This window comes from Pseudomonas sp. 22490, assembly GCF_052044465.1.
Taxonomy (GTDB): domain Bacteria; phylum Pseudomonadota; class Gammaproteobacteria; order Pseudomonadales; family Pseudomonadaceae; genus Pseudomonas; species Pseudomonas aeruginosa.
In genome coordinates, this window is sequence record NZ_JBQENS010000011.1 from 138,955 (window position 1) to 163,003 (window position 24,049).

A 24,049-nucleotide genomic window follows, 5' to 3' on the forward strand; every position below is an offset into this window, starting at 1 on the left:
TTCACTCGACGGCGGTCCGGTATTGCTCCACCAGGGTCGCCGGATCGCGTTCGAGATTGCCCTGGCTGCCGTGCAGACGCATCAGCTGTGCGGCCAACCCGCTCATCGGGGTGGCCGCGCCTTGCTCGCGGGACAGCTTCACCGCGGTATCGAGGTCCTTGAGCAGGGTCCGTACGTGCCACTTGACCGGCTCGTAACGGCTCTCGGCCATTTGCGGGGCGAGGATCTGCAACGGCTTCGAGTCGGCGAAGCCGCCCGCCAGCGCCGGAGCGACCAGGCTGGCGTCGACTCCGGCCCGCTCCGCCAGCGCCACCACTTCGGCGATCACCAGGGCGTTGCAGGCAACGATCATCTGGTTGCAGACCTTGGTCACCTGCCCGGCGCCCACTTCGCCCATGCGCGTCAGGCGCTGGCCGAGCCGGGAGAGGACCGGCCGCAGGCGCTCGATATCCGCTGCGCGTCCGCCGGCCATGATCGCCAGGCTGCCGCTTTCCGCGCCCGGCGTGCCGCCGGAGACTGGCGCGTCGACCCAGCGCGCGCCGCAGCGCGCCTCCAGCTCGGCGGCCATCTCGCGGGTGGCGGCCGGCTCGGCGCTGGAGAAGTCCACCAGCAACTGCCCGGGCCTGGCGTTCTCGACGATGCCGCCGGCGCCGAACACCACTTCGCGCACCGCCGCGGTATCGGCCAGGCAAAGCATCAGGATTTCCGCGTCGGCGGCCAGTTCGGCCGGGACCTCGACGGCTTTCGCGCCTTCGGCCGCGAGCAACTCGCGTTTGCCCGGCGAACGGTTCCACACCGCCAGCGGATAGCCGGCGGCCAGCAGCCGGCGGCACATGGGCACACCCATCAGGCCGAGACCGGCGAAGGCAAGGGAAGGCAGGGAAGCGGACATGGCGGACTCCAATACGCAGCGAATGGGCACGGGGAGCGCCATATTACCCGCGAGGCGCCGGCGAGCAACGCCGCGACGGCTGCCCAAGCGGGCCGCGCACCACTATACTCCCCGGGTTTTTTCCGCCATTGAACCGGAGAACTCTCCCATGTTGAAACGCTCCCTGGCGCTCGCTGCCGGCATCGCCCTGTCCCTGTCCGCCGCGCTCGCCCACGCCGAAGCCCTGAAAGAACTCAAGGTCTCGGCGATCCCCGACGAAGCGCCCACCGAACTGCTGCGCAAATTCAAGCCGCTCGGCGCCTATCTGGAGAAGCAACTCGGCATGCCGGTGAAGTTCGTCCCGGTGGCCGACTACGCCGGGGTGGTCGAGGCGCTGGCCGCCGACCGCCTGGACATGGCCTGGCTGGGTGGCTTCACCTTCGTCCAGGCGCGGCTGAAGACCGGCAACGCCATCCCCCTGGTGCAGCGCGAGCAGGACCAGCAGTTCACCAGCAAATTCATCACGGCCGATCCCCAGGTGAAATCCCTGCAGGACCTGAAGGGCAAGACCTTCGCCTTCGGCTCGGTCTCCTCCACCTCGGGCAGCCTGATGCCGCGCTACTTCATGCAGAAGGACGGCATCGTCCCCGAGCAGTTCTTCTCCCGCGTCGCCTACTCCGGCGCCCACGACGCCACCGTAGCCTGGGTCCAGGCCGGCAAGGTCGACGCCGGCGTGCTGAACGCCTCGGTCTGGCAGAAGCTGGTGGACAGCGGCAAGGTCGATACCGCCAAGGTCAAGGTCTTCGCCACCACGCCGACCTACTACGACTACAACTGGACCGTGCGCGGCAACCTCGACCCGGCCCTGGCCGAGAAGATCAAGCAGGCCTTCCTCGCCCTCGACCCGGCGAAACCGGCCGACAAGGAGATCCTCGACCTGCAGGCCGCCAGCCGCTTCATCGAGACCAATCCGGACAACTACAAGGGCATCGAGGAGTCCGCACGCGCCGCCGGCCTGCTGAAGTGAGCCTGAGCCTCGACGGCGTGGACCTGGTCCACGCCGACGGCCAACGCGCCCTCGCCGACATCCGCCTGCGCCTGGCCGCCGGCGAACGGGTGGCCCTGATCGGACCTTCCGGCGCCGGCAAGACCAGCCTGCTGCGGGTGCTCGCCAGCCAATGGCGGCCCAGCGCCGGCCGTGTCGAACTGCTCGGCGAGGAGCCCTGGGCGCTATCCGCCGCCGCCCGCCAACGCCTGCGCGCGCGCATCGGCCTGGTCCACCAGGCGCCGCCGCTGCCGCCACGGCAGCGGGTGGTCAGCGCGGTACTGGCCGGACGCCTCGGCCAGTGGCCGCTGTGGAAGAGCCTGGCCAGCCTGGTCTATCCGCTGGACCGCGCCGGCGCCCACGACGCGCTGCAACGCCTGGATCTCGGCGACAAGCTGTTCCAGCGCTGCGACCAGCTTTCCGGCGGCCAGTTGCAGCGGGTCGGCATCGCCCGGGTGCTCTACCAGCGCGCCGAGCTGATCCTCGCCGACGAACCGGTCTCGGCCATGGACCCGGTGCTCGCCGGCCATACCCTGGCCCTGCTCAACCGCGAGGCCGCCGCGCGCGGCAGCACCCTGCTGGCCAGCCTGCACGCGGTGGACCTGGCGTTGCAACACTTCCCCCGGGTGATCGGCCTGCGCGCCGGACGCATCGCCTTCGACCTGCCCGCCGGCGAAGTCGACCGCGCCGCGCTGGACGCCCTCTACGCCAACGAACAACTGCAAGCCGAGCGCGCCAGCCCGGCCAGCGAACCCGCCGTGGTGCACATCCCACGATGCTGAACGCCGCTTCTCCACCGCGCGATCCCGCCGCCCTGCCGCGCCTGCTGCTGACCCTGGCCGCGTTGCTGCTGCTCTGGCCGGGGCTGCGCCTCAGCGAACTGGATATCCCCGGCCTGTTCAGCGGCGACAACGCACGCACCATGGGCGGTTTTCTCGCCGGCTTCTGGCCGCCGGCGCACGATCCCGAGTTTCTCGCCCTGCTCGGCCGCGCGACCCTGGAAACCCTCGCCATCGCCACCGCCGGCATGGCCCTGGCCTGGCTCCTGGCGTTTCCCGCCGCACTGCTGGCGACCCGCGCCCTGTCGCTCTCGGCACTGCCGCGCGGCGGCCTGCCGGCCTGGTGGGCACGGGCACTGCGCTGGCCGGTGCGCGGCCTGCTGATCCTCCTGCGCAGCGTGCCGGAAATCGTCTGGGCGCTGCTGTTCGTCCGCGCCGTGGGCCTGGGGCCCACCGCCGGGGTGCTGGCCATCGCCATCACCTATGCCGGCATGCTCGGCAAGGTCTACGCGGAAATCTTCGAGTCGGTGGATCCGCGCCCCACCCGCGCCCTGCTGCTGTGCGGCGGATCGCGGCTGGCGGCGTTCGCCTACGGGGTGCTGCCGAACGCCGCCGGGGAAATGATTTCCTACACCGTCTATCGCTGGGAGTGCGCGATCCGCGCTTCGGTGGTGATGGGCTTCGTCGGCGCCGGCGGCCTAGGCCAGCAGATCGACCTGTCGCTGCGGATGTTCGCCGGCGGCGAGGTTGCCAGCATCCTGCTGACCTTCCTCCTGCTGGTCCTCCTCGCCGACCTGCTGAGCCGCTTCCTGCGCGGGAGGCTGGCATGAGCCGGACCTGGCGCCTGCTGCTCTGGCCGCTGCTGGTGGTGGCCGCGGTGGGCGCCTCGTTCGCCTATCTGGACATGGACACCGCAGGTCTTTTCAGCGGCAAGGGACTGGGCCAGATGGCCGCCTACGCCAGCGAGTTCTTCCCGCCCGACCTGTCCGCTCCGCACCTGCGGGCGATTGGCCGGGGGCTGCTGGAAACCCTGGCCATGTCGGCCATCGGCACCCTGCTGGCGGCGCTGCTCGGCCTGCTCTTCGCGCTGCCGGCGGCAGGTCGCTTCGGCGTGCCGGCGCAGAGCCTGGCGCGACTCCTGCTCAATGCGCTGCGCGCGGTGCCGGAGCTGGTCTGGGGCGCGCTGATGGTGCTGGCGGCCGGGCTCGGGCCGAACGCCGGGACCCTCGCCCTGGCGCTGCACACCGGCGGCGTGCTCGGCCGGCTGTTCGCCGAAGCCCTGGAGAACACCCCGGCGCAGCCCGCCGAGGCCTTGCGCCTGGCCGGCAGCGGACGCCTCGCGGCATTCGCCTATGGCACCCTGCCGGGGGTCTGGCCGCAACTGGTGGCCTATACCCTGTACCGCTGGGAGAACAATATCCGCATGGCCAGCGTGCTCGGCTTCGTCGGTGCCGGCGGGCTCGGGCAGATGCTCTATTTCAGCCTGAGCCTGTTCCAGCAGGCCCAGGCCGCCACGGTGATCCTGGCCATGCTGGTCCTGGTGCTCGGGGTCGACAGCCTGAGCGCCTGGGCGCGGCAGCGCTGGGTCAGCCAATAGGAAAACGCGCCGCCGCGCCCGTTCGAGGAAATTTACGAAGCCCGCCGAAGATCGGGCATCATCGGTGCTCGGAGCCATCAGGGAGGCACCCCGCCTCCTGGTGTCCAGGGAGAGGAAGGAACCATGCGCAAACCACTGCTATCCGCATTACTGCTGGGCCTGCTGGCCCTCGGCGGCTGCAGCCTGCCCCAACAGCAGGCCGGCGCGCCGACCGAGCAGCGGCTCGGCACCCAATGGGGCGAAGGCGTCGCCTCGCCGGTCACCTCGGTGGCCCTGCGACGTCTATCGGAGCAACCGGTCGATCGCCGCCAGGTGTTCTACAGCGCGAGCCGCTTCGATGGACGTGCCATCAAGGAACTGCCCCTGGCCAAGGGCAGGGTGGGCTTCGCCGTACTCGACGAGGATGGCGGCAAGTTCGACCTCGTGCAGCACCGCAGCACCCTGCAATTGCAGGGTCGTGAAGGCCAGCGCTACCGACTGTGGCTGAACAACCTCGGCAACGCGACCTACGAGGTGGTCGCCACGGTGGACGGCCTGGACGTGCTCAACGGCCAGCCGGGCAGCCTGAAGAACCGCGGCTATGTGCTGGAACCGGGCGAGAGCCTGGTGATCGAGGGCTTCCGCAAGAACGAACGGGAAGTCGCGGCGTTCCGCTTCGCCAGCCCCGACGATGCCTACGCCAGCAACAGCGCGGCCGGCGACAGCCGCAACCTCGGCGTGATCGGCGTGGCCCTGTTCGAGCTGGACGCTCCGGCCAGCGGTCGCGAGGCGCCGGCCGACGGACCGCAGGCATTTCCCGCCGACGCCCGGAACGGCGGCGGCTACGCGCCGCCACCACGCTATCGCGACTGAGGCATCTTCACGAAAACTGCGCGGCGGCGTTCCTTCATAAGCAATCCATCTCACAGGAGCCGCCGATGAACCGCTTTTCACTGCCCCGCCCCGACGCACGCCAGTGCGTCGCCGGCCTGGGTTTCTCCGCCCTTCTGCTGCTGGCCTCCTCGGCCAACGCCGCCGCCTGCCGCGACATCACCAGCGTGCAGCAAAGCGCCGACGCCACGCGCAATACCTCGATGGGCGGCCACGTGACCCAGCACATCTACGGGATGACGCCGCCGTCCGGCTCGTCGCAGAAAGACAAGACCCTGTTCAAGTCGAGAGGCAACTACGACGCGGCCTGGCGCCAGTACGGATACATCGACAACCCGGTGGCCTGCAGCGGCAACAGCAAGTTCCAGGTGGTTTCCCTGGAGAAGCTGCACATGGGCAAGATCGATGCCTACTCCTGCAAGCAGGCCGACGGCCAGGGCGTCTGCACGCGCTGGGATACGTACATGGCCAAGGAGATTTCGTACGGTTTCGTCCTGAAGGACGGCAAGTGGATCCTCAATACCCTCTACCCGGTTCCCCTCGACTAGGGCGCAGGCCGTCCGCGCCGGCCGCCCCATTGCAGGGAGCCGGCGCGGCCGTCCGGGTCAGAAGGTCAGCGTGCCCAGGCCCATGCCCGGGTCGCTGAAGCCGGAGCGACCATCTTCCATGCGACCGCTGAAACGCCGCAGGAAGCTGTCCGCCCCCTGCGCGCTGACGCTGAAGTCGTACCAGTTGCCGCTGCTGCGCAGCGAATAGCGGACTTCCCGGCGCTGTCCCGGCGGCACGTTGACGGTACGCCGCTCGCCCTGGCGATAGACGTTGTCCTTGACCGTCAGCTTGACCGGATGGCGGCCACGGTTGATCAGTTGCACGCGCAGGTTGCCGAACAGCGGCTCGTAGTCGATCCGCACTTCCGGCAGCGGCGCCTTGCGCTCCGCCAGGTCGCGCCGCAGGTTGCCGCGAAAGACCCGGAGGAAACCGTTCGGACCGTGCACTTCCAGGTGGTAGTCGCCGCTGGCGTCGCCCTGGAAGCTGTCGTGCAGGCGCTTGCGCGCGCCGACGGTGTAGCGTTTCGGCGGGTTCTCGCTGTCGAGCAGGTCGAACACCTGGAACACCGCGCCGGCCTTGCCGGTGTTGGCGAAGGTCAGGCTCAGCGCATCTCCGCCGCTGCGGTAGCGCGCATGCACGCCCAGCTCGTAGGGCAAGGCGCGGGCCGGACGGATGCCCATTTCCTGCTTGGGCATGGCGGCCACCGCCGGCGGCTTCGGCTTCGGCAGCTTGATCTGGCTGGCGACGATGGCGTCGGCCTGGCTGGTGTCGGGCAGTTCGGGGAACGGCTCGTTGTTCGGGTTGGCGAAGTTGAACGCCGAGGTCAGGTCGCCGCAGACGGCACGACGCCAGGGACTGATATTCGGCTCCATGACCCCGAAGCGCTGCTCCAGGAAGCGGATCACCGAGGTGTGGTCGAACACCTGGGAGTTGACCCAGCCGCCCTTGCTCCACGGCGAGATCACGTACATCGGCACCCGCGGGCCGAGGCCGTAGGGCTGGTTGCGATAACGGATATCGCCCTTGGTGTGCCATTCGAGGGTGGCGTCGGCGGTGGTCTTGCCGCGCAGCGTGCCGTCCTTGTTCAGGCTCGGCGCGGCCGGCGGGGCGACGTGGTCGAAGAAGCCATCGTTCTCGTCGAACATCACCAGCAGCGCGGTCTTGCTCCAGACCTCCGGGTTGGCGGTCAGCGCGTCGAGTACCCAGGAAGTGTACTCGGCCCCCCAGATCGGGCTGGACGGGCCGGGGTGTTCGGAGTACTTGGCCGGGGCGACGATCCAGGACACCTGCGGCAGGCTGTTGGCCAGCACGTCGCGCTTCAGCGCATCGAGCTTCCAGGTGCTCAGGCCGTTGACGATCAGCGGCGAGTCAGGCGCCGCGGCGCGGTACTGGCGGAAGCCGATCAGCGGGTTGTCGGAGAAGTTGTCGGCCATGTCCTGGTAGACCCGCCAGGTGATGCCGGCGGCCTGCAGGCGCTCGGGATAGGTGGTCCAGGTGTAGCCCTGCTCCACCGGGCCGTTGCTGTCGTGGTCGTTGGTGGTTACCGGACCACCGTGCTGGCCGAGCGGGTCGTTGGTGCCGGTCCAGAGGAACAGCCGGTTGGGGTTGGTGCCGCCCTGGAACGAGCAGTGATAGGCGTCGCAGATGGTGAAGGCGTTGGCCATCGCGAACTGGAAGGCGATGTCCTGCTCCTTGTAGTAGCCCAGGGAACGCTCGGTCTTGGCCGGCAACCACTTGTCCATGCGCCCTTCGTTCCAGGCCTGCTGGGCGTCCGGCCAGGTGTGCGGGGTGCCGTCGACGCGCTGGGCGCTGGTGGTGCTGGTGTCGAAGTGGTAGGGCAGGATCTCGCCCTTGCTGCCCTTCTGGTGCCAGACCCGCTGGCCATCGGGCAGCGGGATCGCCATGCGGTCGCCGAAGCCGCGGACGCCCTTGAGGGTGCCGAAATAGTGGTCGAAGGAGCGGTTCTCCTGCATCAGGATCACCACGTGCTCGACGTCCTTGAGGTTGCCATGCCGGCGGTGCGCGGGAATCGCCAGGGCCGCCTGGATGCTCGACGGCAGCATGCTGGTGGCGACGGTGGCGCCGACCGTACCGGCGGCCAGGCGGATGAAGCTTCTTCTGCTTTTCGAAATCATCGGGGGACTCACCAGGTCAGGGTGTGGCACAGGGCTGCCGAGCGCATCCATGACGCCCGCAGGCTCACTCGGCAGCAAGCTGTTCGAACCCCGACGACGCTAGTGAGGGAAAAAGACGCTTTGGTTTCAACACGCTTTGCAACAACTATTCATGCCAACTTCATCACAATTTGAGATCAAGATTTTGGTCTAGGCCAGATTCCACTTGACAGCCTTCGCCGGCACTCTCCTCACGCTCTTCCCCGCCATTGCAGGAGCAATACCCCCGCCACCACCAGCGCCAGGCCGAGATAGCCCTCCCAGGACAAACGGCGCACCGGGAAACCGGCCCAGCCGAACTGGTCGCAGAGCGCCGAGACCAGCATCTGCCCGGCCACCACGCACGCGATGAAAGTGGCGGCACCCAGGCGCGGCGCGACCAGGATCGCCACCGTCAGGTAGGCCGCGCCGAACAGCCCGCCGAGCCAGCTCCACCAGGGCGCGCCGCCGAGGCTGGCGGTAGCCGGCAGCGGCACCCGCACCAGCAGCAGGCCCAGGCTGACCACCCCGAGGCTGACGCCCAGCGAAGTCAGGCTGGCGCTCAGCGGATGGCCGAGCAGGCGCCCGAGCAAGGCGTTGCTGCCGGCCTGCAGCACCACCATGCCGCCCACCGAAACTGCCATCAGTACCATCAGATAATTGGGCATGCTGATTCTCCTCCTCCGGCCCTTGCCTCTGGAGCAGAGTTTTTGCTATCCACTTCGCGAATGGAAATCGATAGTTGGTACACCTTCCATGCAGCAGATTCATGACCTACGCCGTATCGACCTCAACCTGCTGGTGGTGCTCGACGCGCTCCTCAGCGAGCGCCACGTGTCCCGCGCGGCGCAGCGCCTGGCCATGTCGCAGCCGGCGGTCAGCCACGCCCTCGGGCGTCTCCGCGAACTGTTCGGCGATCCACTGCTGGTGCGGGTGAAAAGCCGCATGCAGTTGACCAGCCTGGCGCTGGAGCTGGCGCCGAAGCTCCAGGCCAGCCTCGACCAGGTACGCGGGGTGATCGGCGGGCCGACCTTCGAACCGGTGCGCAGCCGACGCCACTTCCGCCTGGGCATGTCCGACTACGGCGCCTGGGTGGTGCTGCCGGCGCTGCTGCGCCAGCAACAGGCGCTGGCGCCCGGGGTGAGCTTCGGGATAGTCCTGGAACCGCGCCTGGAAACCGCCCGTCAGGTCGCCGAAGGACAGCTGGACTGCGCGCTGGGGGTATTCCCCCTGCTTCCGGAGGGCGTGCGCGCCAGGCGCCTGTTCGAGGAGCGTTTCGTCTGCGTCTGTCGGCGCAGCCTGTTCGACCGCCCCGACGGCCTGTCCCTCGACCGCTACCTGGCGGCCCGCCACGTGCGCGTCTCGCTACAGGACAACCCGGCCGAGGAAGTCGACAGCGCCCTGGAAAAACGCGGCCTGCGCCGGCAGGTGGCGCTGACCCTGCCGCACTTCACCGTGGCCCCGGCGCTGCTGGCCGGCACCGACCTGGTACTGACCATCGCCGAACGCACCCTCGAAAGGTTGCGGCTACCCGAGGAACTGGCGCTCTGCGAGCCGCCGCTGGCGATCCCGCGCTTCGACTATGTGCAGATCTGGCGCGGCGACGCCGAGCGCGAAGCGGCCGGCGCCTGGCTGCGGGAACAGATCCAGGCGGCGGCGCGGAAGATCTGAAGAAGAGTCAGGAAGGCTTTTCCAGCTTGCGCAGCATCTCGCCGACACGCTCGCCGAGCATTTCGTTGGCCGACAGCTTGAGGCCGCGCGCCAGTTCCACCTGGACCACGTGTTCCGCCAGCGGGCGCAGGCGCAGGAACACCTTGGCCAGCTCCTGCAGGTCCGGCGCCCCGGGCAGCAGGTCGGTGCCGCGGCCGTCCACCAGGTGGGTGACGATCAGGCGGACGATTCCCGCCGCCAGATGCTCGGTGTCGCTGCGCAACTCGCCGAGTTGATCGAGCAGCGCCTCCAGCGGGATGCCGCTGCGGTACAGTTCCAGCCCGGCCTGGAACAGCCGTGGACTGGGGATCTTCATGCGCTCGCCGTCGAACAGCAGCAGGCCCAGCGCCTGGGCCTTGTCGATCACCCGGTCGTTCAGTTCGTCGCCGAAGATCGCCTGGAGTTCGTCGAAGCCGATGCTGCCGGGCGTCTCCAGGTTCCACTCGCCGATGATCGCCTGGTCCAGGCCGAGCACATGGTCGAGGTCGCGGCCCTGTTCCCAGGCTTCCAGCAGTTCCTTGATGTTGGCGCTGGAATAGCCGCGCTCGAGCAACTGGCTGATCAGCCGCAGGCGCTTGAGATGACTGTCGAAATACACGCCGACCCGGCCGCGCCGCTCCGGCGGCGGCAGCAGGCCGCGGTCCTGGTAGGCGCGTACGTTGCGCACGCTGCTGCCGGCCGCGCGAGCCAGTTCGTCGACGCTGTATTCGCGGGCATCCTCGGCGGACGGCTGCTCGCCACGTTGCAGCAGGCGCTGCAGGAGGGTCAGGGGTGTGCTCATGGAGGCGGATCATAACGAGGCCCGCCGAACGGCCACAACCTCCGGGGGCGCAACGCTCTTTGCCGGCGTCCGGATGCGCGGGCGCCAACCAAAGACTGGACTCGTCGGTCAGCCGCTTCTCCGGCACCACCGCCAAAACCCGGGGGAAACGTCCCGAGCCTTCTGCCCCGGGCCTTCCGGCGCCGGTAGCAAGTGCCGTAACACCGGCGTGAAGAGACTTCCCAGGGCTGGCGCAACGCCTGCTTATGGGCCAGCATCAACCATGACATCAATCAATGTCACAATAACGACAAGCCAGCCTGGAGAGAGCCATGTCCCAAGGCGCCTGGGTACCCACTCCCGACGATCTCGATCACTTCCGCCAGGTCCAGCGACTGGCCTATACCTGCTGCGAAACCATCCACGGCGAACTGCGCGCCGGCATCAGCGAGAGGGAAGCCGCGGCGCTGATGAAGACCTGGCTGCAGGATCATGGCGTCGACGACTGGTTCCACCAGCCCTTCGCCTGGTTCGGCAGCCGCACCTCGTTCAAGGGCTTCGACGGCCTGCGTCATCTCGGTGGCTTCAACCTGGCCTTCTACCCCGGCAAGCAGCGCCTGGAGGAAGGCATGCCGTTCATCCTCGACTGCGCGCCGACCCTCGGCGCCTATACCGCCGATGTCGGCTACTCCGGCGCACTAGGCCACAACCTGTTGCAGGAGCGGCTGATGGACGACCTGCTGATACACCGACGCACCATCCTTGACCTGGTCCGCGAACGGCGCCCCCTGGCCGAAGTCAGCCAGGCGGTCGACCGGCTCTGCGTGATCCAGGGCACCCTGCCACGGCACAAGGCCTATCCCTTCGAAGTGCTCGCCCATCGCGTGGAAAAGCTCGGCAACCGCCGCGGTCCCTCGGTGGCGCGCTTCGGCGTGCGCAACCTGTACACCCTGACGCGCAACGCGCTGGTCACCGGCAAGCGCGAAGGCTGGTCGCCGCTGTGGTCCAGCGGCAAGCGCTCCGAGCACCCGCCGACGCCCGGTCTCTGGGCGGTGGAACCGCACCTGGGGCTACGCGGGGTGGGCGCCAAGTTCGAAGAACTGCTGGTGGTCACCGAAGACGACGCCTACTGGCTCGACGACGACCTGCCGCACGTCCGCCGCTGGCAGGCGCGCGGCCTGCTGCCGCAAGCACGGGAGGCCGCATGAACGCGCTCCTCGCCCTCCCCGACCTGCAGCCGGAACGCCTGTTCGTGCAATCCGGCGACGTGCGCCTGGCGGTTCATTGCTGGGGCGCGCCGGACAACGGCAAGCCGACGCTGCTGATGGTGCATGGCTACCCGGACAACCACGAGACCTGGCTGCCGCTGATCCGCCAACTGGCCGGGCGCTACCGCATCGTCGCCTACGACGTGCGTGGCGCCGGCGCTTCGGACAAGCCACGCTGGAGCCGCGACTACCACCTGCAGCGGCTCAGCGAAGACCTGCAGGCGGTGATCCGCGCCACCAGCCCGGACCGCCCGGTACACCTGCTGGCCCATGACTGGGGCTCGATCCAGACCTGGGAAAGCGTCACCGATCCGCAGTGCCGACCGCTGATCGCGTCCTATACCTCGATCTCCGGGCCCTGCCTGGACCATGTCGGTTTCTGGATGCGCGAACACCTCAGGCAGCGCAGTCCGAAGGCCCTGAAAGCGGTATTCGGCCAGTTGCTCCACTCCTGGTACATCGCCTTCTTCCATACCCCCGTCGTACCCGAGCTGCTCTGGAGCGCCGGCCTGGCCCGGCTCTGGCCGCAGTTCCTGAAGCACGCCGAAGGCGTCCGCCATCCGCAGGTCAACCCGACCCAGGCCAGCGACGGCCGGCACGGGGTCAAGCTGTACCGCGGCAACTTCATCCGCAGCCTGTTCCGTCCGCGCAAGCGCCACACCGAAGTGCCGGTGCAACTGATCGTACCGACCCGCGACCGTTACGTCGGCGCCCAGCTGTTCCAGCACCTCAGCCTGTGGGCGCCACGCCTGTGGCGGCGCGAGGCGAGCGTCGGCCATTGGCAACTGCTGGCCGAGCCGGAGCAACTGGCCGGCTGGCTCGGCGAGTTCATCGACGCCCAGGAAACCGGCGAGTCGCCGCCGGCCCTGCAACGCGCCCAGGTCCGGCCCGACGCGCGCTCGATGAGCGGCAAGCTGGTGGTGGTCACCGGCGCCGGCGGCGGCATCGGCCGTTCGACCCTGCTCAGCTTCGCCGAGCGCGGCGCCAGCCTGCTCGCCGCCGATCTCGACCTGGAAGCCGCCGAACGCAGCGCCGAACTGGCCCGCGCCCTTGGCGCCACGGCCCATGCCTACCAGGTCGACGTCGGCGATACCCAGGCCATGGAGACCTTCGCCGAGTGGGTGCGCGACACCCTCGGAGTCCCGGATGTGGTGGTCAGCAATGCCGGCATCGGCATGGCTGGGCCGATGCTCGACACCTCGCCTGCGGAATGGGAGCGCCTGCTGCGGGTCAACCTGTGGAGCGTGATCGATGGCTGCCGCCTGTTCGGCCGGCAGATGGTCGCGGCGAACAAGCCGGGGCACCTGGTCAATGTCGCCTCCGGCGTGGCCTTCGCGCCGTCGCGCAACTACCCCGCCTACGCCACCAGCAAGGCCGCGGTACTGATGCTCAGCGAATGCCTGCGGGCGGAACTGGCCGGACGTTCGATCGGAGTCACCGCGGTGTGCCCGGGCTTCGTCGATACCGGCATTGTCCAGGCCACCCGCTTCGTCGGCATGGACGCCGAACGCCAGGCACGGCGCCAGGCGAAGATCCAGCGCTTCTACAAGCGACGCCGGCTCAGCCCGGACACCGTCGGGGAAAAGCTGGTGCGCGCCGTGGAGCGCAACAAGGCGGTGGTCTCGGTGGGCAGCGAGGTGCACCTCGGCGCCCTGCAATGGCGCTTCGCGCCCTGGGCCACGCGGTTTCTCGCGCGCTTCGACCTGACTTCCTGAGAGCCTGCCATGAGCGAATTCCACCACAAGCTGGTCCAGCGCAAGGTCCGCTTCGACTTCAGCGATACCCCCCTGCACTGGGTTCCCGGCGAAGCGGAAGCGTCCCAGGTGATGAACGTCCTGCACATGCTCCTGCCTTCGGGCGAACTGTGGTTCTGCCGCCTCTACAACAAGGCCCTGCCGTTGGTTAGCGACGCCCGCCTGCGCGACGACGTGCAGGGTTTCATCCGCCAGGAAGCGATGCATTCGCGGGCCCACGACGGCGCGATCCAGCGCTACCTGAGCAGGTTCGACATCGACTCCAAGCCGTTCACCGACAAGATGGATTTCCTTTTCGAACGCCTGCTCTGCGACTACCCGCTGGGGCAGAACCGCCTGACCCGCGCCCTCGACGGCTGGTGGCTGCGCCAGCGCTGCGCGATCATCGCCGCGGTGGAGCATTTCACCTGCGTGCTCGGCAAGTGGGTGCTGGAGGCCCGGGAGCTGGATCGCCGCGGCAGCGACCCGGTGATGCTCGACCTGCTGCGCTGGCACGGCGCCGAGGAAGTCGAGCACCGCAGCGTCGCCCACGACCTGCACGTGCACCTGGGCGGCAGCTTCGTCACCCGGCAACTGACCATGCTGTTGGTCATCGCGATACTGGTCTACCTGCTCGCCGACGGCACCCGCACCCTCCTCGACCAGGACCCGAGCCTGCGCGGCGCCAAGCGCCAGGGATTCCTACGAACCTGGTGGCGGCTCGGCAAGCAGGGCCTGCTGCCGAACCTCGCGCGCACCTTCCGCGACGTCGCCCGTTACTTCAATCCCTGGTACCACCCCGAGCACGAGGCGAATACCCAGGAAGCCCTGGAATACCTGGCCAACTCGCCGGCAGCCCGGCGCGCGGCGAACGCCTGAAAACAATTCACTGGAAATACCGGCAAGCGCCGCGGAAGCTGGAACTTTCCCGGCGCTTGTCCATTGTTACGTCAGGGCGAGTCAAACAAGGCCGGCAGACGGAAGGTAATTTCCGTAAGCCTGAAAAATGTCGCTCGATAGAATAATTGAAAATAACGGGCGCGCGACGTGAGACTTTGCAAAAGCCAGCCATTCCTGCTGATGGCATTTTGAAATGCAAGCAAAATAAAAGTAAGAAAAGTTACCCTATCGATCGGAAATTAAAGAAAGAAAAGCGAGCGAGAAGAGAGTCGGGAAATACGCTCTTCGCGCCCGCCTTCGTATTTATCCGGCCTGCGGAAACTCACTGGCCAGGCAGCGTGATCTCCCGTTCCGAAACGATGATCTTGTTGACCAGGCCGTACTGCACGGCCTCCTCCGCGTTCAGCCAGAAGTCGCGCTCGGTGTCGGCGCTGATCTTTTCCGGCGTCTGCCCGGTGGCTTCGGCGAAGATCCGGTCGAGGCGTTCCTTCATCCGCACGATCTCGCGGCGGTAGATCTCGATATTGCTCGCCGGCCCCTGGATGCCGCCCGACGGCTGGTGCAGGAGGAAGCGGGTATTGGGCAGCGAATAGCGGTTTTCCTTGTCCGCCGCGGCATAGATCAGCGCGCCGGCGCTGGCAACGCTGCCGGAACCGATCATGATGACCTTCGGTGTGATGAAGCGGATCGCGTCGAAGATCATGTCGCCGGACTCGACGTGGCCACCCGGGGAATTGACGAACATGTAGATCGGATCGTCGCTGATCGAGGCGAGGATGTGCAGCTGCTGGACGACGTCCTTGGCCATCTTCTCGTCGACCCCGCCGGTGACGAACACCTTCCTGACCTTGAGCGCGTACTCCATCAGCTTGGCGCCGATGGCGCCGTGGGAGTCGCCGCCTTCGCGGTCCTTGTCATCGGTTTTCATGCAACCTCCTGGAACTGTTGGTAATCCATCCGGCAAACCTTTCAGGGCATGCGTTCGTTGTTCGCCAGGGCGCGGATATATATCCGTTAACGCGCCTCTTCCGAGCGGCCCATTATGCATCAGCCAGACACTTTCGAAAGGCTTGCTTCAACTTCGAAAAGACCGGCGAAGGTAATCTCGTGAAGCATAGCCATGCAGGGCCGCGACGCACGTTTCCCGGAAACTAACAGATTTGTAAGTTGCCTCGTAAATACCTACCAGAATTAACAGTTAACAACGCGATTACCCTGCAAGAATTAACAGCTATTTCTTCGAGCCTGCCAAAAGTAATAGTACACCCCGCTCTTGCTTCGGGTGCCGCCGCTTCCCTGCCAACCACGCTGGCTACGGCGCGCTGAAACGTCGACGGGTGGAACCTGTCCGGCGAGGCGTGCGGTGCCCGTGTTCGCCGAATCGATGGATTGTTGAAGAGGACGCAGGGATGGTTCGTTTCGCTCGCTTGCCGCTATCGCCCTACCAACGGGACATCTGGGTCGCCGCCGCGCAGTTTCCGGAACTCGACCAGTACACCATCTTCAGCTACGACCGCTTCACCGGCGAGGTCGATACCCAGGCCCTGGAACGGGCGCTGCTGCAGGCGGCGCGAGACACCGAGGCGTTCCGCCTGCGCCTCGGCGAGACGGACGGTACGCCGTACCAGTGGCTGGACACGGATGCCGAGTTCGAGGCGCGCCACGTCGACCTGCGCGCCGACCGCGACCCCGAGGCCGCCGTGCGATCCTGGCTGCGCGACGCCTTCCGCCACGCCTACCCGCTGGACGGCCGCAGCCTGGTGGACCTGGCCCTGCTGCATAGCGACCAGGCGCTCTACGTCTACGTGCGCACCCACCATATCGTCAGCGACGCCTGGGGCCTGCAGCTATTCCTCAGCCGGGTGCGCGCCGGCTACCTGGGCGAGCTAGGCGAGCCACAGGCGCAGATGCCGACGGCTTCCCTCCTGGCGCAGCTCGAGACCGACGACTACTCCGGTTCGGAACAGTACCGCGGCGACCGCGCCTATTTCGCCGAGGCCCTGGAGGGCCTGGAGCCGGCCCTCTTCACCCGCAGGCGCCCGGCCGGGCTGCGCCGCACCGCGCGCCACAGGCTGACGCTGGAACGCACACTGCTCGATGCGATCCGCGATCGTGGCGAATCGCCCTTCCTGTTCCTCTCCGCCGCCGTGGCGCTGTACCTGGCGCGGATCCACCAGAACGACGACGTGGTCCTCGGCGTACCGGTGCTGAACCGCGCCGACCGCGCGGCCAAGCAAGTGGTCGGGCACTTCGCCAATACCCTGCCGCTACGCATCCGCACCGCGCCGGAACAGACCGTCGACGAATTCCTGGCGCAGTTGCGCGAGGCGACCCGGACGCTGCTGCGCCACCAGAAGATGCCCCTCGGCGACCTGTTGCGCGGCGCCTCGCCACTGTTCGACACCACCCTTTCCTACATGCGCTGGCCCGCCGCCCAGGCGATCCCGAGCGCCAGCGTCGAGACCGTGGCGCAAACCCACGCCCATGACCCGGACGCGCTGGCCATCTGGGTCTCCGAGTTCGACGGGCACAGCGACGCGCAGGTGGATTTCGAATACGCCTGCGATGTGTTCGACGCCGACTTCCCCATGGACGCCGCGGCGCGGCATATCGAAACCTTCCTGCGCGCCCTGGTGGAGGGCGGCGAGCGCCGCCTCGGCGAACTCGATCCGCTGTCGGCCGCCGAGCGCGAGGAACTGATCCACACCCGCAACGCCACCGACCAGGCATTCCCCGAGCAGGCTACCCTGCCCACGCTGTTCGCCGAGCAGGTGGCGCGCACCCCGCAACGCACCGCGCTGCTGGAAGCCGACGGCGGCACGCTCAGCTATGCCGAGCTGGACGCCAAGGTCCAGGCCGTGGCCGACGCCCTGCGCGCAGCGGGTGTGAGGACCGACGAGCGGGTAGCGCTACTGGTCGCCCGCGGTCCCCACCTGCTGCCGGCGATCCTTGGCGTGCAGCGCGCCGGCGGCGCCTATGTGCCGATCAATCCCGACCATCCCCTGGAGCGCGTCCGCCTGCTGTTGGAAGACTGCGGTGCCCGCGTGGTGCTGGTGGACGAGCGCGCAGCGACACTCGGCGAGAGCCTCGGCGAGACGCGCGTGCTGCACCTCGAACGCCTGCCGCAGAGCACCGGCGACCTGCCGGCGGCCAACGTGGCGCCCGGCGACTTGGCCTATGTCATCTATACCTCCGGTTCGACCGGCATGCCCAAGGGCGTCATGGTCGAGCACCGCTCGGTGGTCAACCGCCTGAACTGGATGCAGCGTCGTTATCCGATCGGCGAACGCGACGTGCTTCTGCAAAAGACTCCGGTGACGTTCGACGTATCCGTCTGGGAGCTGTTCTGGTGGAGCTTCACCGGCGCCCGCCTGTCGCTGTTGCCGCCCGGCGCCGAGAAGGACCCGCGGGAAATGCTGCGGAGCATCCAGCGCGACGCGGTCACGGTCATCCACTTCGTACCGTCGATGCTGACGCCGTTCCTCGACCTGCTCGACGGCGACCCGACCGCCCGCGCGGCGGCAAGCTCGCTGCGCCTGGTGTTCTGCAGCGGCGAAGCCCTCGCGCCGTTGCAGGTCACGCGCTTCCGCCGGCTGTTCGGCGACGCCGTGCGACTGGTCAACCTGTACGGACCGACCGAGGCCACCGTCGACGTGTCCGACCATGAATGCGCCAGCGACAACCCCACGCGGGTCCCGATCGGCCGGCCGATCGACAACCTGCGCCTGTACGTCCTCGACCGCGCACTCAGGCCGCAGCCCCTCGGCGCCGTCGGCGAGCTATATATAGGAGGCGTCGGCGTCGCCCGCGGCTACCTGAACCGGCCGGAGCTGAACGCCGAGCGCTTCCTCGCCGACCCCTTCGTCGCCGGCGGCCGTCTCTACCGTACCGGCGACCTGGCCCGCTGGCTGGCCGACGGCAACCTCGAATACCTCGGCCGCGCCGACGACCAGGTGAAGATCCGCGGCAACCGGGTCGAACCCGACGAAGTACGCGACCGCCTCGCCGCGCTTCCCGGCGTACGCGACGCCGCGGTCGTGGCACGCGATTCGGCGGTACGCGGCACGCACCTGGTCGGCTACTACGTGGCTGCGGCGGAACTCGACCCCGGTCAATTGCGCGCCGGACTTTCGGCGACGCTGCCGGACTTCATGCTGCCAGCCTTCTTCGTGCGCATCGACAGCCTCCCGCTCAGCGCCAACGGCAAGCTCGACCGCCGGCAACTGCCGGCACCGCCGGAACAGGTGGCGGCGGTTGCGCCGCGCACGGCGACCGAGGCCGAACTGGCGGCGGTGTGGGCCGATGTCCTCGGCGTGGCGGAGGTCGGCGTGCACGACGACTTCTACGCCCTCGGCGGCGACTCGATCCTGATGCTGCGCATCCGCGCCGCCGCACAGCGGCGCGGCCTGGGCTTCGAACTCGCCGACCTGATGCGCAACCCGACGGTGGCGGGCCTCGCCGAGCGCCTGGTGCGTCCGCTCGCGGAGCGAAGCTACCAGCCCTTCGAACTGGTTTCCGAAGTCGACAAGCCGCGCCTGGAAGGGCTGGAGGACGCCTTCCCGACCAGCCGGCTGAGTCTCGGCCTGCTCTTCCATAGCCGCCAGCGCCCCGACTCGTCGGTCTACCACGACGTGTTCCACTACCGCTTCGACCTGGCCTGGGACGAAGCCGCGTTCCGCCACGCGCTGGACCGGGTGGTCGCCGCCTATCCCGCGCTGCGTTCGTCGTTCGACCTCAGCGGTGCATCCGAACCGCTGCAACTGGTGCATACCCAGGCGCGCAGCGAACCGCTGATCCTGGACCTGCGCGGCAACCCGGAGGCCGGGACGGTGCTCGACGAGCACATCCGCCAACGCCGCTTCCATCGCTATTCGCTGCAACAGCCCGGGCTGTTCCTGTTCGCCGCGTTCGTCCGCGAGGACGGCCTGGACCTGGTGTTCAGCTTCCACCATGCGATCCTCGACGGCTGGAGCGTGGCCAACCTGATCGTCGCGCTGGTCGCCGCCTACCGTGGCGAGCCGCTGCCGGGCCCCGCGCCGGCGCTGGCCTGCCATGTCCGCGAGGAGCTGGCCGCGCTGGCTTCGCCGGCCGCCGTGGGGTACTGGACCGGGCTGCTGGAGGGCGCGAGGATGACCCGCCTCGACGGCTTCGGCGCCCACGAGCCGCAAGCCGCGCAAGGTCCGGCCAGCCATCGCGAAGCGCTGCCGGACGGGCTGCTCGAACGACTCAAGGCCACTGCGGCGCAACGCGGACTACCGTTGAAATCGCTGCTGCTCGCCGCCCATTGCCTGACCCTGCATCTGTTCTCCCGCAGCGACAGCGTGGTCACCGGCGCGATCAGCAACGGCCGCCCCGAACTGCCCGACGCCGACCGCATGGTCGGCCTGTTCCTGAATACCGTGCCGGTCCGCTCGGAGATTGCCGGGCATAGCTGGATCGAGGTAGCCGATGCGCTGTTCCGCCAGGAGCGCGACGGACACGCCCATCGCCGCTATCCGCTCAGCGCCATCCAGCAGATCGTCGGCGACGAACTGAGCAGCGCCTTCAACTACGTCAACCTGCATGTCCTCGAACCGCTGTGGCAACTGCGCGACTTCCGCGTCTGGGAAGAAACCAACTTCGCCCTGCTGGTCAACGTGATCGCCACGCCCAGCGACGGCATGTACCTGCGCATCGACAGCGACGGCCGCGGTATCAGCCGCAGCCAGGCCGCGCTGATCGGCGCGACCTTCGTCGAGCTCCTGTGGCGCCTCGCCGAGCATCCCGACGAAGCCGCCGACTTCGCCTTCCTCGCCCCTCGCCGCGACGCCGCTTCCCAGCCCGAGCCGCTGGTCGACGTCGTCAGCCTGTTCGAACGCCAGGTCGAGGCGCTGCCGGGCAGCGCCGCGCTGGCCTTCGAGGAGCAACGCTGGACCTATCGCGACCTCGACCATGTGGCGCGCTGCGTGGCCACCCGCCTGGTCCGCGCCGGCGCGCGCCGCGGCGATGCGATCGGAGTGGCGCTGAACCGTTCGCCGGAGATGATCGCGACGATCTGGGGCATCCTGCGCGCCGGCCTGGTCTGCGTGCCGCTGGACGTCAGCTATCCCGCGCAGCGCCTGGCGCTGATCCTGGAGACCGCACAGCCGTTCCGGGTGGTCGCGCATCCCGAGCACGCCCATGTCGCCGCGGCGGAACGGGTGCTGCCGGTAGAGGAACTGGTCGCCGACATCGAGCCCGAGACCTTCGCCGCGCCGCAGCTCGACGAGCTGGCCATGCTGCTGTTCACCTCCGGTTCCACCGGGCGGCCGAAGGGCGTCGAGCTTAGCCACCGGATGTGGGCCAACTACACCCAGTGGCAATTGCGCGTCGCCAGCGGCGTACCGGGGCTGCGCACCCTGCAGTTCGCGCCGCTGAGCTTCGACATGGCCTTCCAGGAGATCTTCTCCACGCTGTGCGGCGGCGGCGAGCTGCAACTCATCTCCAACCGCGAGCGGATGGACCCCTCCGCGCTGCTGCATGTCCTCGAACGCCGCCAGGTCCAGCGCGTGCTGTTGCCCTTCGTCGCCCTGCAACGCCTCGCCGAGGCCTCCAACACCCTGGGCGTGCGCCCCGGCTCCCTGCGCGTGGTGGTGTCCTCCGGCGAGCAGTTGCGCATCACCGAAGACGTCCGCGCGTTCTGCGCGGCGATGCCCGGGCTGCTGCTGGAGAACCAGTACGGTCCCACCGAGACGCACCAGGTCACCTACCACTCGCTGAGCGGCGATCCGGCGCACTACCCGGACCTGCCGCCGATCGGCCGGCCGCTGGACGGGGTCGAGGTGCAGGTGCTCGACGCCGCGCTGCGCCCGGTACCGGTCGGCGTTACCGGCGAGCTGTACTTCGGCGGCGACTGCCTCGCGCGCGGCTACCACCGCGCCCCCGAACTCACCGCCGAGCGCTTCGTCGAACATCCCTGGCGCCCCGGCGCCAGGCTCTACCGCACCGGCGACCTCGGGCGCATCCTCGGCAACGGCGAGATCGTCTGGCTCGGCCGCGCCGATACCCAGGTCAAGGTCCGCGGCTTCCGCATCGAGCCGGCCGAGGTCGAGCTGGCGATCATGCGCCAGGCCGAGCGCCAGCCGGGCCTGCGCGGCGCGGCGGTGGTGGCTCGCGAGCGCCAGGGCAACGATGCATTCCTCGCTGCCTTCCTGCTCGGCGAGCCCGAGGCGGTGGATCTCGCCGAACTGAAGCAGGCGCTGCGCAGCGAACTGCCGGAACACATGGTGCCGGCACACTTCGCCTGGGTCGACGGCTTCGCCCTCACCCCCAGCGGCAAGCGCGACGACGCCGCCCTGCGCGCACTGCCGCTGGAGCACGGGACGAACATCGAGTACCTGGCCCCGCGCGACGACTACGAGCGCACCCTGGCCGGACTCCTCGGCGAGTTGCTGGATCGTCCCCGGGTAGGCATCCGCGACAGCTTCTTCGACCTCGGCGGCACCTCGCTCAGCGCGATGCGCTTCATGCTGCTGATCGAGAAGCGCTATGGCGTCGACCTGCCGATGGCCGCGCTGATCGAGACGCCGACCGTGGAGGGCCTCGCCGAACGCCTGCGGGAACGCTCGGCGGTGCGCGCCTTCGACCCGCTGGTACCGATCCGTGCCGGCGGCAGCCGCCCGCCGCTGTTCCTCGTCCACCCGCTCGGCGGCCACGTACTCTGCTACCTGCCGCTGGTCCGCGCACTGCCGCCGGACCAGCCGGTATATGCCCTGCAGGCGGCCGGCACCGGCCAGGGCAGTACGCCGCTGGCGGTCCTCGAGGACATCGCCGCCAGTTACCTCGCGGCGATCCGCCGGGTGCAGCCGGAAGGCCCCTATTACCTCGGCGGCTGGTCGTTCGGCGGCTTCGTCGCCTACGAGATGGCCCGGCAACTGCGCGCGCTCGACCCGCAGGCGGTCGCCCAACTGATCGTGCTCGACTCCATCACCGTCGACCGCAACCACGCCGGCAGCGCCAGCGACGAAGCCCTGCTGCTGTTCTTCTACTGGGAGCTGGTCTGGTTCGAGCGCAGCGACGAGGAGGTCGAGCCGCTGCCTGAAGGCGCGAGCCTGGAGCAGAAGCTCGACCACATCGTCGAACGCGCCATCGAGGCCGGCGTACTTCCCGCCGGCACCCCGCGCGCCACCGTGCAGCGGCTCTACGAGCTGTTCCGGGCGAGCTGGCAGGCACTCATCGGCTATCGCCCGGAAGTCAGCGACCAGGACATGACCCTGCTGCGCGCGGACGGCCCGCTGCCGCTGGCGCTGAAGCCGATGCACGACGCCGCCGGCACCCACTACGGCGACCCGAAGAACGGCTGGCAGCACTGGACCAGCGGCCGCCTCGATGTGATCGACGTACCCGGCGACCACCTGGTGCTGATGAAAGAACCCTATGTCGAGACGGTCGCGGCAGAGATCGCCGCGTTGCTCGAACCCTCCACCTCCAGCGAACGGACCCGCCCATGAGCAGACATCCCCTGAAGATCGTCATCGCCGGCGCCGGCATCGGCGGGCTCGCCGCGGCCGCCTGCCTGAAAGCCGCCGGCTTCGAGGTCGAACTCTACGAGCGGGCCAGGGAGCTGCGCGCGGTCGGCTCGGCGCTGTCACTGATGCCCAACGCGCTGACCGCCCTGGAGAGGGTCGGCGTGCGCCCTGACCTTACCCGCGCCCAGGCCTTCGACTCGCTGCGGTTCCTCACCCGGCGCGGGCGACCGATCCGCGCCATCGACTTCGGCGGCCTGGCCCGTCAGCTCGGCCAGCCGAGCCTGGCGATCCACCGCGCGAGCCTGCAGCAGGCGCTGCTGGAACAGGCCCGCGACTGCCGCATCGAACTGGGCGTGAGCGCCACCGGCTACCTGCGCCACGCCGACGGCGAAGGCGTCACCGTGCTCTGCAGCGACGGCCGCGAAGTGCACGCCGACGTGCTGATCGGCGCCGACGGCTTCAACTCGGCGATCCGCGCCACCATGACCGGCCCGGAGCGTCCCACCGACTGGCACTACGTGATCTGGCGCGCCACGCCGGCGTTCCGCCATCCGAAGGTGACGCCGGGCTACGTCGCCCATTACTGGGGCCGTGGGCAGCGCTTCGGTCTCGCCGACATCGGCGAAGGCAACGTCTATTGGTGGGGCACCCGCAACATGCCGGCCGAACAGGCGAAGGACTGGCGCGGCGGCAAGGCGGGCATCCAGCGCCTCTACGCCGGCTGGGCCGACGAAGTGCAGGCGGTCATCGAGGCGACCCCGGAGGCCGACATCAGCAGCCTGCCGGCCCAGGACCGACCGTTCCTGGAGCGCTGGGGCGACGGCCCGGTGACCCTGCTCGGCGATGCCGCGCACCCGATGCTGACCAGCCTTGGCCAGGGCGCCGCCATCGCCATCGAAGACGCCGCGGTGCTGGCCCACTGCCTGGCCACCATCGACGACCCGCAAGCCGCCCTGCGCGCCTACGAGAACCGCCGTCGCGACCGCGCCAGGGCGATGGTCGAGACCTCGCGGGCGCTGAGCCGCATCGAGCAGTTGGAGCATCCGCTGCGCACCGTCGCCCGCGATCTCTACTTCCGCTTCGCTCCGGAGCGAACCTTCGCCCGGCAGAACGAACTGGCACTGACCTTCCCAGGAGTCGAATGATGGCCGAGATACGACGCCCGCTGTCCGCGGTGGAACGCTGGTACTGGCTCAGCGACCAGTTCTCCGCGCTGAACGTGATTTCCCGGGTGCGGGTCCATGGCCGGTTGTCCATCGACGACCTGCGCCGCCCAGTTGGCCCGCCAGCACGATGCGCGGGTCAGCCTGCTGCACGTGTACGACCCG

At 68.6% G+C, this 24,049-nt stretch carries 17 protein-coding genes and 1 pseudogene; 13 read left to right on the plus strand and 5 right to left on the minus strand.

Annotated elements, in window-relative coordinates; translation table 11 throughout:
- Window position 1 precedes the first annotated feature (1 nt).
- The gene (locus ACTJJX_RS14705) at window positions 2-892 is read right to left on the minus strand and encodes an NAD(P)-dependent oxidoreductase (protein WP_003111584.1); all 891 of its coding nucleotides are present in this window, start codon (window positions 890-892) and stop codon (window positions 2-4) included.
- 148 nt (window positions 893-1,040) lie between these two features.
- Here ACTJJX_RS14705 and ACTJJX_RS14710 point away from each other — a divergent pair, with 148 nt between their 5' ends.
- From ACTJJX_RS14710 to ACTJJX_RS14735, 6 genes are all read left to right on the plus strand, one after another.
- A complete protein-coding gene (locus tag ACTJJX_RS14710) occupies window positions 1,041-1,898 on the plus strand; it encodes a putative selenate ABC transporter substrate-binding protein (protein WP_016253139.1) in 858 nt (285 codons plus the stop codon).
- The gene (locus ACTJJX_RS14715) at window positions 1,895-2,698 is read left to right on the plus strand and encodes a phosphonate ABC transporter ATP-binding protein (RefSeq protein WP_003138286.1); all 804 of its coding nucleotides are present in this window, start codon (window positions 1,895-1,897) and stop codon (window positions 2,696-2,698) included. Before ACTJJX_RS14710 ends, ACTJJX_RS14715 begins: the two co-directional genes overlap by 4 nt.
- A complete protein-coding gene (locus tag ACTJJX_RS14720; RefSeq protein WP_016852612.1) occupies window positions 2,692-3,525 on the plus strand; it encodes a PhnE/PtxC family ABC transporter permease in 834 nt (277 codons plus the stop codon). The genes ACTJJX_RS14715 and ACTJJX_RS14720 overlap by 7 nt, the downstream gene beginning before the upstream one ends.
- Complete coding sequence (gene phnE / locus ACTJJX_RS14725; protein ID WP_003091685.1) at window positions 3,522-4,292, plus strand: phosphonate ABC transporter, permease protein PhnE; 771 nt, start codon at window positions 3,522-3,524, stop codon at window positions 4,290-4,292. Before ACTJJX_RS14720 ends, phnE begins: the two co-directional genes overlap by 4 nt.
- A 123-nt stretch (window positions 4,293-4,415) precedes the next feature.
- Entirely contained in the window at window positions 4,416-5,144 is a 729-nt protein-coding gene (locus tag ACTJJX_RS14730; RefSeq protein ID WP_003117583.1) for a hypothetical protein, read from the plus strand.
- Between the two features lie 65 nt (window positions 5,145-5,209).
- On the plus strand, window positions 5,210-5,710 hold the full coding sequence (locus tag ACTJJX_RS14735; RefSeq protein WP_003091690.1) for a hypothetical protein: 501 nt from the start codon (window positions 5,210-5,212) through the stop codon (window positions 5,708-5,710).
- A gap of 57 nt (window positions 5,711-5,767) precedes the next feature.
- Here ACTJJX_RS14735 and ACTJJX_RS14740 read toward each other — a convergent pair whose 3' ends face one another.
- A complete protein-coding gene (locus ACTJJX_RS14740; protein WP_003113149.1) occupies window positions 5,768-7,846 on the minus strand; it encodes a phosphocholine-specific phospholipase C in 2,079 nt (692 codons plus the stop codon).
- Window positions 7,847-8,076: 230 nt separating this feature from the next.
- Window positions 8,077-8,532 (minus strand): DMT family transporter, encoded by a 456-nt coding sequence (locus tag ACTJJX_RS14745; RefSeq protein ID WP_003091697.1) that lies wholly within the window; start codon window positions 8,530-8,532, stop codon window positions 8,077-8,079.
- 88 nt (window positions 8,533-8,620) lie between these two features.
- On the opposite strand from ACTJJX_RS14745, the gene ACTJJX_RS14750 reads away from it, so the two are divergent.
- Complete coding sequence (locus ACTJJX_RS14750) at window positions 8,621-9,535, plus strand: LysR substrate-binding domain-containing protein (protein WP_016852611.1); 915 nt, start codon at window positions 8,621-8,623, stop codon at window positions 9,533-9,535.
- A gap of 7 nt (window positions 9,536-9,542) precedes the next feature.
- Here the strand turns inward: ACTJJX_RS14750 and ACTJJX_RS14755 are convergent, their stop codons facing one another.
- Window positions 9,543-10,355 (minus strand): MerR family transcriptional regulator, encoded by an 813-nt coding sequence (locus tag ACTJJX_RS14755; protein WP_003113147.1) that lies wholly within the window; start codon window positions 10,353-10,355, stop codon window positions 9,543-9,545.
- Between the two features lie 311 nt (window positions 10,356-10,666).
- Between ACTJJX_RS14755 and ACTJJX_RS14760 the strand changes: the two genes are divergently transcribed.
- The 3 genes from ACTJJX_RS14760 to ACTJJX_RS14770 are packed head-to-tail and all read left to right on the plus strand — an operon-like array spanning window position 10,667 to window position 14,214.
- Window positions 10,667-11,542, plus strand: coding sequence for a M24 family metallopeptidase (locus ACTJJX_RS14760; protein ID WP_003091703.1), 876 nt, complete (start codon window positions 10,667-10,669; stop codon window positions 11,540-11,542).
- Window positions 11,539-13,317 (plus strand): SDR family oxidoreductase, encoded by a 1,779-nt coding sequence (locus ACTJJX_RS14765; RefSeq protein ID WP_016253138.1) that lies wholly within the window; start codon window positions 11,539-11,541, stop codon window positions 13,315-13,317. Before ACTJJX_RS14760 ends, ACTJJX_RS14765 begins: the two co-directional genes overlap by 4 nt.
- 9 nt (window positions 13,318-13,326) lie before the next feature.
- Entirely contained in the window at window positions 13,327-14,214 is an 888-nt protein-coding gene (locus ACTJJX_RS14770) for a metal-dependent hydrolase (RefSeq protein ID WP_003113144.1), read from the plus strand.
- A gap of 343 nt (window positions 14,215-14,557) precedes the next feature.
- Here ACTJJX_RS14770 and ACTJJX_RS14775 read toward each other — a convergent pair whose 3' ends face one another.
- Window positions 14,558-15,163 carry an ATP-dependent Clp protease proteolytic subunit gene (locus ACTJJX_RS14775; RefSeq protein ID WP_003091706.1) on the minus strand — a complete coding sequence of 202 codons (606 nt, stop codon included), beginning with the start codon at window positions 15,161-15,163 and terminating at the stop codon, window positions 14,558-14,560.
- A 481-nt stretch (window positions 15,164-15,644) separates the two neighbouring features.
- Between ACTJJX_RS14775 and ACTJJX_RS14780 the strand changes: the two genes are divergently transcribed.
- The 3 genes and pseudogenes from ACTJJX_RS14780 to ACTJJX_RS14790 form a co-directional block, all read left to right on the plus strand.
- Window positions 15,645-22,703 (plus strand): amino acid adenylation domain-containing protein, encoded by a 7,059-nt coding sequence (locus ACTJJX_RS14780; protein WP_016852610.1) that lies wholly within the window; start codon window positions 15,645-15,647, stop codon window positions 22,701-22,703.
- Window positions 22,700-23,866 carry an FAD-dependent oxidoreductase gene (locus ACTJJX_RS14785; protein WP_003091709.1) on the plus strand — a complete coding sequence of 389 codons (1,167 nt, stop codon included), beginning with the start codon at window positions 22,700-22,702 and terminating at the stop codon, window positions 23,864-23,866. Before ACTJJX_RS14780 ends, ACTJJX_RS14785 begins: the two co-directional genes overlap by 4 nt.
- A pseudogene (locus tag ACTJJX_RS14790) lies at window positions 23,863-24,049 on the plus strand (condensation domain-containing protein); the annotation flags it as partial. The gene ACTJJX_RS14785 and the pseudogene ACTJJX_RS14790, both read left to right, overlap by 4 nt.